This is a genomic window from Marinobacter sp. H13, from assembly GCF_059072335.1.
The window spans coordinates 3,660,453-3,676,575 of the sequence record NZ_JCACRU010000001.1 but is presented as its reverse complement, the minus strand read 5'-3'; the positions used below and the strand labels follow the sequence as shown (position 1 = coordinate 3,676,575).

The window sequence follows — 16,123 nt, the reverse complement described above, 5'->3', positions numbered from 1 at the left end:
ATTCAGTCCGAGATTTTCAGGAGCACCTTGCCGGTGTTCCTGTTCTCAGCCACATAGGCCATCGCCTCTTCCACCTCTTCTATCGGCCAGGTGCTATCGATCAGAGGTTCAATCTGGCCGGCTGCGAGCAGTGGCCAGACGTGCCGGTAGAGCGCCTGCATCACCTCCCCCTTATCCTCGACCGTGCGTGAACGGAGGGTGGAACCGATCAGGCGCTGGCGTTTGATCAGCATGATGCCCAGATCCACTTCGGCCATACGGCCACCCATGAGTCCGATGAGCACAATGCGGCCATCGACGTTCAGAACCCGCTGATCTTCGGCAATATAATTGCCACCGACCGGATCCAGAACCATATCCACGCCACCCCACGCTGTAACAGCATCAACAAAGGAGCCTTCGTTCCGGTTCCAGACGCCACTGGCTCCCAGATTGCGACAAACCTCCAGTTTGGCCTTATCACCGGCGGTCGCAAAGACCGGATTGCCAAAGGCCGTTGCGAGCTGAATTACCGCAGTGCCAAGGCCGCTGGCACCCGCATGCAGGAGCACACGCTCGCCCGGTTTCAAGGCTGCTTCGTGATACAGATTCAACCAGGCGGTCGCAAAAACCTCGGGAATAGCCGCAGCTGTCTCCAGCGAAACCCCTTTGGGAACGGGCAAAACCTGCACCGCGGGTACCACCACACGAGTCGCATAACCGCCGCCGGTCAGGAGGGCGCAGACTTCATCACCGGGTTTGAGGTGGGTAACGCCGGATCCGACCGAAGCGATGCGACCACTAACCTCCAGCCCGAGAATATCGGATGCTCCCGGAGGCGGGGGATAGACGCCAGCGCGCTGCATGAGATCCGCACGATTGATGGCTGTCCAGACAACCTCGATTTCGACGTGGTCTGCGGGCGGTTCACCCGGTCCTTCCCAGGGCTCCCAGCTTAGATTGCCCCCGGTTACCTTGATTGCTTTGATCATGTATGACGTCTCGGCCTTGCTCATATGGGCACAGGATACCCCAAGTTTTCCGAGCATTGCACAAATGGCGCAAAGACAGGATCAGCCGGTAACTTCCAGGTTGGACAGCCACACACTCTGATAAGGTTTCAGGGTGATCGAGCCAGACAGATCATCAATAGTCATCCCGGAAATCAGATCCAGCCAATGATCGGTGCCGATGAGATTGATGTCGCTCAGCGCTACCTGCTGCACCTCGTTACTGATGTTGTGAATGCAGAAGATGGACTGGTCCCGGCGCATACTCTGGCGCCAGAAACCAAACAGCTGCAGGCCGAGATGCAGGGTGAACTGGGTGGCGTTCGGGTGAAACGCAGGTTGCTTACGCCGGATGGCAATCAGCCGTTTCAGCTCCTCGAACGCCTTACTGTGATGGCTCAGGGGATCTGCGAGCTTCTGCTCCAGAGTATCCAGTTGCCACTGGCTGCGGTTAATGGATCGAAGCCGGCCGGTGTGCTCCACCCGCTCCAGATCGTTCTCAGTCGCCAGCAGACTGTGAATGTAGAAGGCCGGAATCCCCTCAAGCGCCAGCATCACGGTGTGGGCGCAGACGAAGCGCTGCAACTGCCAGTGGTCCCGACCCGACTCCGCCGTGCCTTGCAGCGCATCGTACAGGGCGATGTTGATTTCGTAGGGCTGGTCGCGACCATCCGGCGTGCGCCGGTACGAGACCTTGCCGCCGAACGAGTCCATGGTGTTGATCAGCCGCTGCTTCTCTTCCTCCGTCAGCAGACCATCCGTTGGCCGCATACCCACACCATCGTGGGACGCAATAAAATTCAGATAGGTGGTGCCCATCTGCGCGGGCGGCATGCTCATCAGCCAGGTTTTCAGGTGCTTGCAGTCACCGGTAACCAGGGTATTGATCAGCAGGGGCGGCAGGGAAAAGTTATAGATTACATGGGCTTCGTTGGCGTTGCCGAAATAGGTGAGATTTTCGCGGTTGGGTACGTTGGTCTCGGTAATCACCACCGCATCCGGGCTGTGGTGCTCGATCAACAGGCGCAGGATCTTGATCAGCTCATGGGTTTGCTGCAGATGAATGCAGGGCGTGCCCGGCTCTTTCCAGAGAAAGGCGACGGCATCGAGCCGGAAGATGATGATGCCACGCTCCAGATAGCGCCTGATGATCGCCGCGAACTCGATGAGCACCTTGGGGTTGGCAAAATTCAGATCGACCTGATCCTCACTGAAGGTGCACCAGACATACCGCTCGCCATCATCGGTCTGAACCGGATTCAGCAGTGGCGAGGTTCGGGGCCGCACAACGGCACTCAGATCATCCCTTGGATTGCCCTCGAAGAAATAATCCTTCCCCGGGTCGACACGTTTGCGGAAATTCTCGAACCAGCGGCTGCGGGCCGACATATGGTTGATCACCAGGTCCGCCATCAGCTTGTAATCCCGGGCGATGCCCTCGATATCCTCCCAGTTTCCGTGGGACTCGTTCACCGCCAGATAGTCCATGACCGAGAAACCGTCGTCGGAGCTGTAGGGGAAAAACGGCAGAATGTGCACTGACGAAATTGAATCTGACAGGCAATCCGCGAGGAACCGATGCAATGTCTGCAGTGGTTTTTCTTCCGCCCGCTGAACCGTGTCGGCATAGGTAATCAGCACCACATCCGATTCATCCCAGTTATTCTGGTGCGCAGGCGGCGGGGCCTGGTTGGGCTCCAGCCCCATAGTGGTCAGCAACTGTTCGGCCAGAAATTCACAGTCCAGCTCTGGATAGACGACATCCAGCATGGAAACCAGCTTCGCTTTCAGAGCCTGGGTCATGGCCGGAATTCCTCATTATCCAGCTCAACGGCCTCCAGCAACTGCTCCTTGATGTCGGGAATCGCGCTTGTGACCCGGTTCCAGCTGGGGATAAAAGGTGTGTCCATCGGGTTATCGAGGAAATAGGCGCCCGCCCGCATCACGTTCTGGGCGAACAGCTCCACCGCCTTTTCTTCCTTGTGTCGATCAAACGTCAGGCCGTTGATAATGGCGTCGTTCTGATAGGTCTCCACAAAATCCAGTGCAATACGGAAGTACGTGGCCTTGATAGTCCGGAATTTCTCATTGGAGAAAATCTCACCGTTGGTCGCCAACTTTCGGAACAGAGCCTTGGCGATATCCATGCTCATTTTGGACAGGCCCTTGCTGGCATCTTCCGGTGAGAGCTCCTGATGCTTGTGATCATAGACATCGGCAATATCCACCTGGCACAGGCGGTTGGTGGCGTAGTTGCGCTTCATCTCCGACAACACACCGATCTCCAGTCCCCAGTCGCTGGGAATACGCAGGTCATTGATCACATCCGTGCGAAACGAGAATTCCCCGGCCAGTGGGTACCGGTAACTGTCCAGGTAATCCAGGAAGTCGTTGGGGCCGCAGACCTTCTTCAGGGATCGGATCAACGGTGTTACCAACAGGCGACTGACCCTTCCGTTCATTTTTCCGTCCGCTACACGGGCGTAGTAGCCTTTGCAGAACATGTAGTTGAAGCCGGGGTTAGCCACAGGGTAGATCAGCCGGGCCACAAGATCCCGGGAATACGTAAGGATGTCGCAGTCGTGCAAGGCTACGGATTTGCTGACACCCGAAGCCAGTACATAGCCAAAGCAATACCAGACGTTTCGCCCTTTACCCATTTCCGTCGGTGCCAGGTTCTGCTCCCGAAGTTTCAGATCAATATTCCTGAGTCGAGGCCCGTCGTTCCAGAGCACCTTGAAGTTCTGTGGCAGCTCGGAGAAGTACTCCAGGGCGTGGCGGTATTGTTCCTCGTTGGCTCGGTCCAGGCCAATGACCACCTGGTCCAGATAAGGCACCTTGCCCAGCTCATGCACGATATTTTTCAGGGCCGGCCCTTCCAGCTCCGAGTACAGGGAGGGCAACACCAGGGACATGGGCCGGGTCTTGCGAAAACTCATCAGCTCCGCTTCGAGTTCCTCTACCGGACGCCGAACCAGGTTATGAAGGGTTGTGATAATGCCATTCTGGTAAAAGTCGCCCATGGCGGCTCTCCTTTTTTATACCCGCACTCGAACGGGTCAGTACCCGTACTCAAACAGGAGATTGAGCACGCACTCATTCCAGCCTTCGGGGCCGGGCTTGAGGGAGCGAATGGCGTGTTTTGCCGAAGGCAACTGAACCTCTTCGCTTTTTACGCCCCGGATTACCACCGGTATATCCGCCGATTCAAGCATCTGCTGATCGTTGGGGCTATCACCCAGGGCAATGGCCAACACTGGCCCATCGCCATACTGCTCCCGGTATTGCTCTTTGTATTTGTTTAGCAAGAACCGGGCCCCATCGGCTTTATCAAATATACCCATGGCATGGAGAAAACGTCCGCCCGCTACCAGGCGGAGATCCTCGGCACTCAGAGCCGCTTCAAACTCCGCCAGCTCCTGCTCCGAGCCCTGCCAGATCAATGGTTCGGTTCCCAGCCGCTCTTTGGCCCGCCCGGCCGCTGCCGGATCCAGGCCGGTCTGCGCTGCCAGTTCATCGGTAGACATGTCGGCAAAGCCCCTGAATCGCGCGCCCTTCTTCCGTTGCGTGCCCAGCACCTCAAGGACGCGTTCCCGGGTTGCACCAAAATTCACCACTTCTTCTTCCGCATTGCCCAGGGCGTGGGGCGGAATAACCACGGCTGCACCGTTTTCGACAATAAACGGATCGTTGTTTCCAAGTTCTTCCCTCAAAGCCCGGATCTCCGGCATGGTTTTGCTGGAGTTAAGCACCAGGGGAATATTGGCTGCCTTCAGCCTTTCCAGGGCGGGCCCCGCCGCGTGCCAGCGGTAGTCGTCGTGGTCCAGCAGGGTGCCGTCCAGATCCGAGAAGAGAATCAAATGGGGTCGGGCCATGGCCGGTCTCCGTCAGGCTTCGCGGAACTGCGGAAGGCCGAGGGAGTGATCCTCGGCCACGTTGATCAGAACATCGGCCCGGACCGGCATTTCAGCGAGGCAGGCACGGGTAACCCGCTCATAGTGCATCACGAAGCGGCCAACTTCGTCGTCGGTCATAATGCGCAAATCCTGTGCATTAGCATGGAGCTCGCCACGTTTTGGTGCATTGCGAATTTTCTTCGCCAGCTTTTGCTCCTGGAGTCGACGCCATTCAAGAACACACTCCATGGAAGGAGCCTTCAACATGACCAGATAATCGATTTCATCAAAAAACTGCCGGTACTCCCCTTTCAACTGATCGTTCACATAGCGCCGCCAGACGCCGTCCGGATCCTCGTTCTCCTCCAGGCGATTCATCGGCTCAGCGAGCGCACTGTCTTTCTCCGGTCGCGCATCCAGGCACCAGCCCTCCAGAAGAATGACCTCCGCCCTTCCCCCGAAGACAGGCCACTGATCCCGGGGAACCCGGTCGTCCCGCGACTTGTCGAATGCAGGAATCGGGGTGGCATCTTCAGGCACTGCACTGCGCAAGCGGTTCAAGACCTGTTGCCCGAGCGCAACGTCGTGTGTTCCCGGCACGCCACGGGTTATAAACAACGGGTGCACCCGTTCGGCGAGGTCCTGGCGTTCACCTCTGGTAAGGTAAATATCATCCAGGGAAAAATTGGCCGCAGACCGGTTGCGGTGGCGCAGCAGAATTTCCCGTAAAAAGAGTGTCAACGTAGACTTGCCCGTACCCTGGGCTCCGTGAATACCAACCACAATGGGTTGCTTTTCCGTATCATGGAGCGCACAGATTCGGTCTGCGAGCGGCAGAATGGTCTTTTCTACCGTTTCGGCGTAGGCATCGGGCAGGCCTTCCTGCTGAATCAGGGCACTGATGGTTTGTTCTAGCGAGCGATCAGACACGTTGGGTTTCCAGTTCAATGGATGACTTAAGAGAGACGGCAGCAGAATTCATACCAATGGGAGTATAGGCGTTTTATGAGTGGCAACGATTTTCGAATAGAGCATCGCTACCTGGAGCTCCCGGACAGTTTTTATACCCGGGTTCAGCCCTCACCACTAAAAGACGCAAAGATGGTGTGCTTCAACCACAAGCTCGCGGAACAGATGGGCTTTCGCGCCGATTCCGAATCGGAGTGGACCGGCGTGGGTGCAGGATCAGAGTTACTCGAGGGCATGGAGCCTGTGGCCATGAAATACACGGGCCACCAGTTCGGCGCCTACAATCCCGATCTGGGCGACGGCCGTGGACTGCTACTGTGGGAAACCGTTGGCCCCGATGGACGACGCTGGGACTGGCACCTCAAAGGCGCCGGTATGACTCCCTACTCCCGCTTCGGAGATGGCCGCGCTGTGCTTCGCTCCACCATTCGCGAATACCTGTGCAGTGAAGCCATGCACGGACTGGGTATCCCTACCACCCGGGCACTGTTCATGGTGAGCGCCAAAGACCCGGTGCGCAGGGAATCCATCGAGACGGCGGCGGCACTGGTGCGCGTGGCTCAAAGCCATATTCGCTTCGGACACTTCGAGTTCGCCGCTCACCACGAAGGACCTGAAAGCGTAAAGACTCTGCTTGAGCATGTGATCTCGCTGCACTTCCCTCATCTGATCAACCTGCCGGATGACGATCGATACGCCCGCTGGTTCGAGGAAGTGGTGGAACGCACCGCAAGAACGATTGCGGACTGGCAGGCAGTCGGCTTCTGCCATGGCGTGATGAACAGCGACAACATGTCCATCATCGGCGACACCTTTGATTATGGCCCTTTCGCATTCCTTGATGATTTCGATGCCGGCTATATAAGCAACCATACCGACCAGGGCGGGCGCTACGCCTACAACCGTCAACCACAAGTCGGGTTCGAGAATTGCCGCTACCTGGCCACAGCCCTGCTCCCGGTAATGGAGGAGGACGACGTGCGCCGGGGGCTTCGCCGCTATGAAGTGGCCTACAACGAACGCTTCCTCCAGAACATGCGAGACAAGCTTGGCCTGATCATCGAGGATGAAGCGGACCTGAGCCTGATCATGGATACCTTCAGCATGATGCACGAGCACCATGTCGACTACACGGCTTTCTTCCGGGCGCTCTCGAATCTGCACAGCCATGGCCATGGGCCGGTGCGGGATCTGTTTGTAGATCGCAGCGTGGCAGGCCAGTGGCTGGAGCGTTATGAGGAGAGACTCATGAACGAAAGCCGCGCTCACGATGAGCGGGAATACGCCATGCGCCGTGTAAATCCGAAGTATGTGCTGAGGAACTATCTGGCCCAGCAGGTTATCCAGGAAGCGCAAAACGGGGATTACGAACCGATAAAAGCACTATTGAAGGTTCTCGAACGCCCCTATGACGAGCAACCGGAAAGTGAGGCTTATGCTGCATTGCCGCCGGATTGGGGCAAGCACCTGAATATCAGCTGTTCAAGTTGAGGTAGCTGCGCCAGTCAACGAAAAAGGGCCGGACGATATACTCGTCCGGCCCTTTTGTTTTTTCTGCAACCTACCGAGATCAGACCGCCTTGGCAGCAATGATCTTCTCGTGCCACTCCGCAGGACCTGTCTGGTGCACAGACGAGCCGCGCGAATCAACGGCGACTGTGACCGGCATGTCTTCGACCTCGAACTCGTAAATGGCTTCCATTCCCAGTTCCGGAAAGGCAACCACTTCCGCATTCTTGATGGCCTTGGAGACCAGGTAAGCGGAACCGCCCACAGCCATCAGGTAGACCGCACCAAATTCCTTGATGGCGTCGATGGCCACCTGACCGCGCTCGGCTTTACCGATCATTCCGGTAAGGCCGGTCTTTTCGAGCATGGTGTGGGTAAACTTGTCCATTCGGGTTGCAGTCGTCGGGCCTGCAGGACCAACGACCTCTTCGCGCACCGGATCAACCGGGCCCACGTAATAAATGAAGCGACCCTTCAGATCGACTGGCAGTTCCTCGCCTTTCTCGATCATGTCGACCATCTTCTTGTGGGCAGCATCCCGGCCAGTCAGCATCTTGCCGGAGAGCAGGACGGTTTCGCCCGGCTGCCAGTCCTTTACGTCTTCCGGGGTCACCGTATCGAGGTTCACGCGACGCACGTTGTCGCCGACTTCCCAGGTAATTTCCGGCCAGTCTTCCAGGCGCGGCGGCGTCTGCAAGGAAGGTCCGGTGCCATCCAGAGTGAAATGCGCGTGGCGAGTCGCAGCACAGTTCGGGATGATGGCCACCGGCTTATTGGCAGCGTGCGTCGGGTAATCCTTGACCTTAACGTCCAGAACGGTGGTCAGGCCACCCAGCCCCTGGGCACCAATACCGAGATCATTCACCTTGTCGAACAGCTCAAGACGCAGTTCCTCGGCTCTGTTCGAGGCACCGCGCGCTTTCAGGTCGTGGATATCGATCGGATCCAGCAGGGATTCCTTGGCCATTTCCATCGCCTTTTCGGCGGTACCGCCAATACCAATGCCCAGCATGCCAGGCGGGCACCAGCCAGCCCCCATCTGCGGGACCATTTTAAGAACCCAATCGACAACCGAATCGGACGGATTCAGCATCGCGAACTTGGACTTGGCCTCTGAACCACCACCTTTGGCAGCCACGTGCACTTCAACCGTATCGCCCGGAACCATCTTGTAGTGGATGATAGCCGGCGTGTTATCACCGGTGTTCTTACGCTTGCCGTCCGGGTCATCCAGAATAGAAGCGCGCAGCACGTTGTCCGGATGGGTATAGGCGCGACGCACCCCTTCGTTGATCACATCATCCAGGGGTAGCTCGCAGTCCCACTGGACGTTCATACCGATGTTGACGAATACCGTCACAATGCCAGTGTCCTGACACAAGGGCCGATGCCCTTCCGCACACATGCGCGAGTTGATCAGGATCTGGGCCATGGCATCCTTGGCCGCCTGGGATTCTTCCTTCTGGTAGGCCTCATACACACCATCAATGAAATCTTTCGGGTGGTAGTAGGAAATGAACTGCAGCGCGTCCGCTACGCTTTCAATCAGGTCGTCCTGGCGGATTACGGTGGTCATAGGCGCCTCATCAGCTTGGTATCGTTATGTCGTGTCGTAAAAATCGGGAGGCGAGAGTTTACCAGAAAATCGGTTTGGCGAGTGATTGGACAGATGGCGAAGCAAGGATTAAAACCCGTGAAAAACGCCACGAGAAAAGGGTACCATCCTAACCAAACTAGAATAACACCGCAGGAGACACCGTGACTGACCTCGTCCTCACCGAAATAAAAGACCGGATTCTCATCGTTCGACTGAACCGGCCAGAGCGCAAGAACGCCCTCACCCACGCCATGTACACCGCCATGGGGGACGCTCTGGAGCAGGCCCGGGATGACACCAACATCCGGTGCGTACTCTTCACCGGCACAAGCGAGTGTTTCACTGCAGGCAACGACCTGAGCGAATTTGCCGCCGGCTTGCCCGGTGATTTCGAACAAACCCCAGTCGGCCGCTTTCTTTTATTACTGGCCAGTGCAACCAAACCTGTGGTGGCGTCGGTCAATGGCGCGGCCGTTGGCATTGGCACCACTATGTTGCTGCACTGCGATCTGGTGTTCGCCGGCAACAACACGGCGTTCCAGATGCCCTTTGCCAGCCTCGGCCTGTGCCCCGAGGGCGGCTCGAGCCTGCTACTCCCCTCCTGGATAGGCCGGGTGCGCACTGCCGAACTGCTGATGCTCGGCGGCGCCTTTTCCGCGGACGAGGCCTTCCGGCTTGCCCTGATCAACCGGGTTTGCGAGCCGGAGCAGACAGAAACCAGTGCCTTCGAGACCTGCCAGCGGCTGGCCGAAAAAGCGCCAGCTGCGATTCGAGCCACCAAAGCCCTTTTGAATCAGCCAACCATGGCGGCACTTCGGGAGACCATGCTCGAAGAGGGTCAGCTGTTTGCCGAGCGCCTGAAATCCCCAGAAGCTGCCGAAGCCTTCCGGGCCTTCATGGAAAAACGCGCACCGGATTTCTCGCGCTTCGAGTAAACCTCGACTGCGCCTCAATTTCCCCGTTGCCGGACCTCGACAAACCGTTATCCGGCAACTATTTTTCTCAAAGGCCGAACTCCAACTGTGCGGGGAGGATTCAATCCAGAAGAATCACACTTTTGGCTGATCAACACTTGCCATACTGTCGCTATAGTCAGAGATACAGAAATTGGCTTACAGCGCTGGCTACAATTTCAGACAACAGTTTAAGCAGAACAGGCCACTGACAACGGGCTTACCGGATCAGACCGGCCCCGTCAGCTGCCGAACATAACGACACAACAACAGGAAAAGGTTCCACCCATGTTCAAGAAAACTCTAATAAGTCTTGCCGTGGCGTCTTCCGTTGGACTTACAGGCTGCTTTGATAGCGGCGAGACGGGGGCGAATGCCAATCCGGATTATCTGATTGAAGATACAACGATTGATACATCAATCGTACGCCCCATCTACGATCCCAACCCGATCGCGGCCGATCCGAAATTCCCGATCAATGCGGACTTGATCCTGTTGTTGGGCGCCACCCAGAGCGCCAACTATGACTTCACAGGGCTCTCTGGCGGCACTTCTCCAGCCGATGATGCGGTAAACGATCTTTCCGGCTTCTCTACCTCCGGCGCGTTCACACTGAAGTTTGACGGATCCCTGAATCCTGTATCCGTTCAGGCCGGCGCCACAGTATTCCTGCTGCCAGTCAATGTGGCAGACGCCGTAGAGGGCGTTCCTGAGGCTCTGCCGAATACCAATCCATCCGGCATTATCCAGTCAAACCCGTTTGATCTTGCTGCAATTCCCAACTTCCGCGCTGATGTGGTGAGCGTTGACGGCGGCAGCGATAACGCAATTCGAATCGTACCTCTTGAGCCTCTCGCCGAGGGCCAGAAGTATCTGGTGATTGCAACTAATAACATCGTTGGCGCTGACGGACAGCCAATTGAGCGGTCTGTTCAAGACGTAAATCTTGCCGATGGTGTACTGGGCAACCCAGCCCTAGCTAACGTGAAATCGATCCTGCAGGCCTCAGACGCCCTGGCGAACGGTTTCCTCGCTCAGGCGATTCCTCAGGACACCCCAGAGTCGGCACTTGCCTATACCTTTACCACCAATTCTGATACCGACGTGTTGCGCGCTATGATGGCGCCGGCCGCATTTGGAAACGCGTTGGGTCAGAAAATCGGCTTTACAGCTCAGTTGAAAGCCGTCAGAGACAATTATCCGACGCTCAATTTCTCTCAGTTGACCACCAAACTCGGTGAAATTGCACAGCTTGCTGCGGACCTGCAAGCGGGCGACATAGATCCAAGCGACCTGGATGCCCAAGAGCTGGCAGCAATAACCGCTCTAGCTACTGTCGGCCCTCTTACAGAGCCAAGTGACCTGCAAGCAGCAATCGGTGCAGAAATTGGTGATACGCTTCATTTGCCGGTTCCCAGACCCTCCTTCTTTAACGCAGCTGAACCGGCGACTGATCTAGCTACTATCCAGGCATTGGCAGCAGACCCAACCAATGCTATCGCGCAGGCTGCACAGCAGGTGCAGGTTTCTGAAGGTGCCATCGCTCTGCCGTACTTCCAGTCACTTCCGGGTGAAACCGGAGCTGGCATTGTGACTGGCAGTTGGAGCGGAAGCACAAGCCTGGAAGAGGATCTGAATGAGAACCTGGCACCCGGCCAGACCGTTTTCTCATTCCTTCGCGACATTGACGGCACGCTGAACGTGAATGGGTATTTCCCGTTCCCAGAGCAGAATGCAACCACGACTGTCCCTGTGGTGGTGTTCAGCCCGGTTCTCGATGGCAGCCCAGCTCAGCCGGCCGCATGCGCGGGAACCAATGGAGCTGGGAAACCCGAAGGAGTAACCATTTTCCAACACGGCATCACGGTAGATCGCAGTGTTTCCATGCTGCCCGCTATCCTTCTGGCACAAAGCGCATGTCAGACTGTCGTGGCGATCGACCAGCCACTTCACGGCCTCGCAGGTGCTTCAACGGGCACTGTAGCAGGACTATCTGCTCTTGATGCGGACGCACTTACCACAGATGTAGAAGCTGCTATCAACCTTCTTGATCCCAATGACCCAAACCAAGCAGCAGTCATTGCCCAGCTCAACGCACTGATTTCGGCTGACTACATTGGTGAGCGTCATTTCGGATACACCGCTAATGCCTCCCTACAGCCGGTTCAGGCGCCGTTGGCCGATATCTCATCAGGTAGTCTGTTTATCAACCCGCTCAATATGATGAACAGTCGCGACAACCTCCGTCAGGGCGTTGTCGATCTGCTTAACGTTGCGGCATCAATTCAGACCTTTGACATCAATAAGGATTTCGCACCGGGCGACCTGGCTGATGTGCCGGTGAACTTTATTGGCCACTCTCTTGGAGGCATCTCCGGAACTGTCTTTGCCTCTCTGGCAAACGACGCGACCTTGAACGCCACTCTCAACGGCACGTATGTGCAGGCCGGAGTTCCTCTTTCGAACTTCACATTCCCGACGCTTAACTCGGTCGTATTGCACAACACCAGCGGCCAAGTTACTCGCCTGATCGAGAACTCTCCGGCCTTCTCCGGCCAAGTTCTTGGTGGGCTGGCTAACGCCGGTGTCACCCAGGGAACCTCTGATTTCGAGAGCTTCTTTTACGTCTTCCAGTCAATCTCAGATGCCGGCGATCCGGTGAACTTTGCGAAAGGTCTTGGTGCTTCTACCAGCAACCTTCTGGTCACAGAAGTTGTTGGCGACACCACGGTTCCCAACGAAGCCAACGTCAATCCGCTCAGCCCGGCGTTCTCTGCACCGCTGACAGGCACTGAGCCTCTGATGGCACTCCTTGATCTGGGCGCTGGAGGCAGCAACCTCGCTGATGGTAATGACCTGAACCTGCTGCAGGCGGGCGACACCTCAGGATCACCCACCCCAGTGGCTGTGTTCTTCGATGGCAGCAACCCTTGCACAACTGCCAATCACGGAACCTTTGTCGCACCAATCGTTCCGAATGAAGCGTGCGGAGGTGCGGCAGACACCAGCGCCGCCTTCAGCGTGATGGTGACCCAGACCGCCCGGGCCTTAAGCGGTCTGTCCGTGCCGGCAACACCGAGCAACATTGATGCTCTCGGAACCAGTCCTACTCTGGCGAACGCACTCGATCAGGACGAACAGGCTGCTCCGTAAGGACTAGCTTCTGCCTACAAGCCCCGGCATCGCCGGGGCTTTTTTTTGGCGAGCCCCCACATGGGTCAGAGACGAACCATCAACACATCGAAGAGCCTCCACCCCCCCAGAGCTCTTGCAGCAATGCAGCCGCACACATTGTTGGGACAACCATAAATTCTGAAGATGTTTGACGGCGCCCAGATAGCCAGAGGAACAGGCGTGTAGCGGAGGAAAGGTGGCTAGAAAGCAGGGACTTGCTCGCTTTACAAGTGGTTAGATCGCGCTCTTAATTGAACTCAACGGCATGACTAAGAGCAACAAAAAACGCCGCACTCGTCAGAGCGCGGCGTTTTCATTCTGGTTTAAGTCTTAATCTGAAGAAATAACAGTCTCACCCTGCGGCAACAGGTTTGCCTGAATATCTTCCTCAGTAAAGAACAACTGGCGGTAGTCCTTGTTGGAATACTGCTCGCTCTGATCACTGAAGAATGGTGACATGGCATCCGTAGACTGGGAATAACTCACGAGGCCATAAGCCTCCGGGCCATTGTCCGTAAATTCCAACCCGAAGTGCCAGCTAGTACCCCTGGCCATCAGCCAACCGTCGATGCCATCAGAGCCGTCTGATAGCCCTGCTGTGTTATCGATGGTTGAAGGTGCAATCCGCGGGAACCGGGTATCCTCCAGGAACGGATCTGTCACCACACCGATCGCATTGAAAGCCCCGTCAATGCTGCCGTCACCGCCGTGCCAGGGAATTGGCTGGGTCTGGAAAACGGGAGTCCCACCGGAACCGGGAACCACACCACCGGAAGCGCGGTAATATTGCAGGTCGCCCAATGCATCAGTCGGCAAAATTCCTTGAGACTGCAAAGCACTCACACCATCAGCAAGCGCCAGAAGCATCGTGTCGCTCGCTGTACCTGCATTCTCGTCGGAAGGATCCGCCGGTGTGCCTACAGGGTCAGCCGGGCTAAACGGCGTTGTCAGATCTGAATCCAGATCATTACGATAATTCGCCATGAACACACGGAAAATATGAGCGCCCACGCTGTCCCGATTGTACAGGCCATCCCAAGTGCTCAGAGATTGGCACCAGGAAGACAGATCGACGCCATTAACTGCCGTACTACCAATCGCATCACAACGCTGCAAAAGCTCCGGCAGGAACTGTTCTGCATACCAGGCCCGGTTGTTCCAGATCACGCCGATCAACTCTTCTGCACTGAACTTTCCGTCCTGTCCGGCTGGAAGCGGCGCATACGGAAAGCCAGGATCCATCAGATTCTGAAGCATCTTGATGCCCAGGCGCGTCCGAGCATTGATAGGGGCTTTTTCATCACCAAACAGAGGCGAGAAGCCTGTCAGGAACTCGTCCGGATTGGTTGACCAGTAGCTGCTGTTGGAGTTCTGTACCCAATCCGATCTAACCAGTTTTGGCTTCTGGTCATAAGGCACCAAAGGACCACAAGCGGTCTCCACCCAGTCCTCCTGGGAGAGTCTGCCGTCGAGCAACGTAACGCCCTGGTCAAAGAGGCCAGCGTATGCTGCACTGCCTGCCCTTCTGAAATTCACGAGCGCAATGGCTTTCTCGGAAAGGTTCGGTACCGAGCTGCTGTCGATGTAGAACGCATTGCCCTGATCATCCGCATAGGTGGTATTGGTCCAGAGGGTGGAACCACAGTTCTGGAAGACACCCTGGAACTCCTCAAGATTACTGGCTCGACTCATACCCAACCAGGTGTCCAGAAGACCGCCAGTGTTGGCATTGGCATCACGATAGGTGTGAGCCACCACTGAGGAGGTGTTCAACGCACCGTTGTCACCCCAAGACGGCAGCTGATTACTGACTGCATTCGCCGCGATCATCGGGCCGTATTCGGAGAAGTAGAAGGTTCTCTCCAGAACAACCGTCTGAGCCCCTAAATCGACCTCAATCTGATAGGTCTCTGTAGTGATCGGCTTTTCAACTCCGTCTTTCACGTAGGTGAGAAACTCTCCATCATCCTTGAGAACCAGCTCATACCAAGTAAAGCGACGACTAGTGGTGACAGTGTGAGACCAGGCAAGATTCTCGTTGAAATTGATTAACGGAATAGCCGTGCCCAGGAGGCCTGCGCCGTGGACGTTCAGGTATCCCGGAACAGTCATCTGGACTTCATAAAGCCGGCGATGGCCTGTGTACGGGAAGTGTGGGTTCGCCAGGAGAGCGCCCCTGCCCTGTTCGGTCAACTCACTACCAATACCCCACGCGTTACTGGCAAGGCCCATATCCGCGAAATTGGTCTGTGATTTTGCGCCGGCCTCTGCGGTAGCCACAACACTCTTGAGGAGCTTGTTTACTTCCTCAACATTCGTCACCGAGCTTACTGGTGTCGGTGCCGGACTCTCTGTTGGTGGGACTGCGAGGAAAACTGCCCCTGTGGCGAACAACGCACCGCTCGCGTACTGGCCGACAATGCGATAATGGGCCAGGAGATCCACCGGAGTTATCGGCTGCACCCATTCCTGATCCGCACATTCTGCAGGGAACTGAGACGAATCAGTTTCGTTAACATAGCGGTTATACCCCTCCGTAAAACCTTCAATGAGCGCACGGCTCTCTGGGCTCAGAGTGGGGAACTCAGCCTCTGCGCCGGCGTATATCTGCTGAGCCTTGTAACTAAAGTCATTGACTATATTGATACCGACACCAAATCCCGCATCCGGTCCAGGCCCAAAGTACTTCGCTCTCTCGCTTCGGGCCTTCACAACCGCCTCAGCCAGCATACAAACATTGTCCTGCGCCTGCGCATAGCCATGTCCGAAAGCCGCAGATTTCAGGTCGTCAGCGACGATATGAGGCACGCCGCCCGTAGTTCGACGGATGGTCGCCTCTAGCTGACCATCAGACGGAAAAAGGTTAGGATCCACCTCAGCCTGTGAGGGGCCGGAAGAGTCGTTATCGCTATCAAAACAACCTGCCAGCAAAGTACTGCCAAGCAGGGCGACAGTGAGACTGAGGGCATGTTTGCCACTCGGGGTTTTCCTGAGCTTCATAGTGTATTCCTTGTATTTGTTCACTACGGTTCCACC

General features: G+C 56.4%; 10 protein-coding genes. 3 read left to right on the top strand and 7 right to left on the bottom strand.

Annotation, left to right across the window (positions count from 1 at the left end):
* Positions 1-2: 2 nt before the first annotated feature.
* The 5 genes from AC5JQH_RS17090 to AC5JQH_RS17070 form a co-directional block, all read right to left on the bottom strand.
* Positions 3-968, bottom strand: coding sequence for an NAD(P)H-quinone oxidoreductase (locus AC5JQH_RS17090; protein WP_405421152.1), 966 nt, complete (start codon positions 966-968; stop codon positions 3-5).
* A gap of 84 nt (positions 969-1,052) precedes the next feature.
* Positions 1,053-2,792: a sugar phosphorylase gene (locus AC5JQH_RS17085; RefSeq protein WP_288365862.1), complete on the bottom strand. Its 1,740-nt coding sequence runs from the start codon at positions 2,790-2,792 to the stop codon at positions 1,053-1,055.
* On the bottom strand, positions 2,789-4,012 hold the full coding sequence (locus AC5JQH_RS17080; protein ID WP_014576613.1) for a glycosyltransferase family protein: 1,224 nt from the start codon (positions 4,010-4,012) through the stop codon (positions 2,789-2,791). Before AC5JQH_RS17080 ends, AC5JQH_RS17085 begins: the two co-directional genes overlap by 4 nt.
* A gap of 36 nt (positions 4,013-4,048) precedes the next feature.
* On the bottom strand, positions 4,049-4,864 hold the full coding sequence (locus AC5JQH_RS17075) for an HAD-IIB family hydrolase (RefSeq protein WP_459421067.1): 816 nt from the start codon (positions 4,862-4,864) through the stop codon (positions 4,049-4,051).
* Between the two features lie 12 nt (positions 4,865-4,876).
* A complete protein-coding gene (locus AC5JQH_RS17070; protein ID WP_493805784.1) occupies positions 4,877-5,815 on the bottom strand; it encodes a hypothetical protein in 939 nt (312 codons plus the stop codon).
* A 75-nt stretch (positions 5,816-5,890) separates the two neighbouring features.
* Between AC5JQH_RS17070 and AC5JQH_RS17065 the strand changes: the two genes are divergently transcribed.
* Complete coding sequence (locus AC5JQH_RS17065) at positions 5,891-7,345, top strand: protein adenylyltransferase SelO (RefSeq protein ID WP_483112388.1); 1,455 nt, start codon at positions 5,891-5,893, stop codon at positions 7,343-7,345.
* A 79-nt stretch (positions 7,346-7,424) separates the two neighbouring features.
* Here AC5JQH_RS17065 and AC5JQH_RS17060 read toward each other — a convergent pair whose 3' ends face one another.
* A complete protein-coding gene (locus AC5JQH_RS17060) occupies positions 7,425-8,939 on the bottom strand; it encodes a fumarate hydratase (RefSeq protein WP_014576609.1) in 1,515 nt (504 codons plus the stop codon).
* 182 nt (positions 8,940-9,121) lie between these two features.
* Between AC5JQH_RS17060 and AC5JQH_RS17055 the strand changes: the two genes are divergently transcribed.
* Positions 9,122-9,895, top strand: a complete 774-nt coding sequence (locus AC5JQH_RS17055; protein WP_405418992.1) for an enoyl-CoA hydratase — start codon at positions 9,122-9,124, stop codon at positions 9,893-9,895.
* A 306-nt stretch (positions 9,896-10,201) separates the two neighbouring features.
* Complete coding sequence (locus AC5JQH_RS17050) at positions 10,202-13,066, top strand: MECDP-synthase (RefSeq protein WP_493805783.1); 2,865 nt, start codon at positions 10,202-10,204, stop codon at positions 13,064-13,066.
* Positions 13,067-13,417: 351 nt separating this feature from the next.
* On the opposite strand, the gene AC5JQH_RS17045 is transcribed toward AC5JQH_RS17050, so the two are convergent.
* The gene (locus tag AC5JQH_RS17045; protein WP_493805782.1) at positions 13,418-16,087 is read right to left on the bottom strand and encodes a penicillin acylase family protein; all 2,670 of its coding nucleotides are present in this window, start codon (positions 16,085-16,087) and stop codon (positions 13,418-13,420) included.
* Positions 16,088-16,123 lie beyond the last annotated feature (36 nt).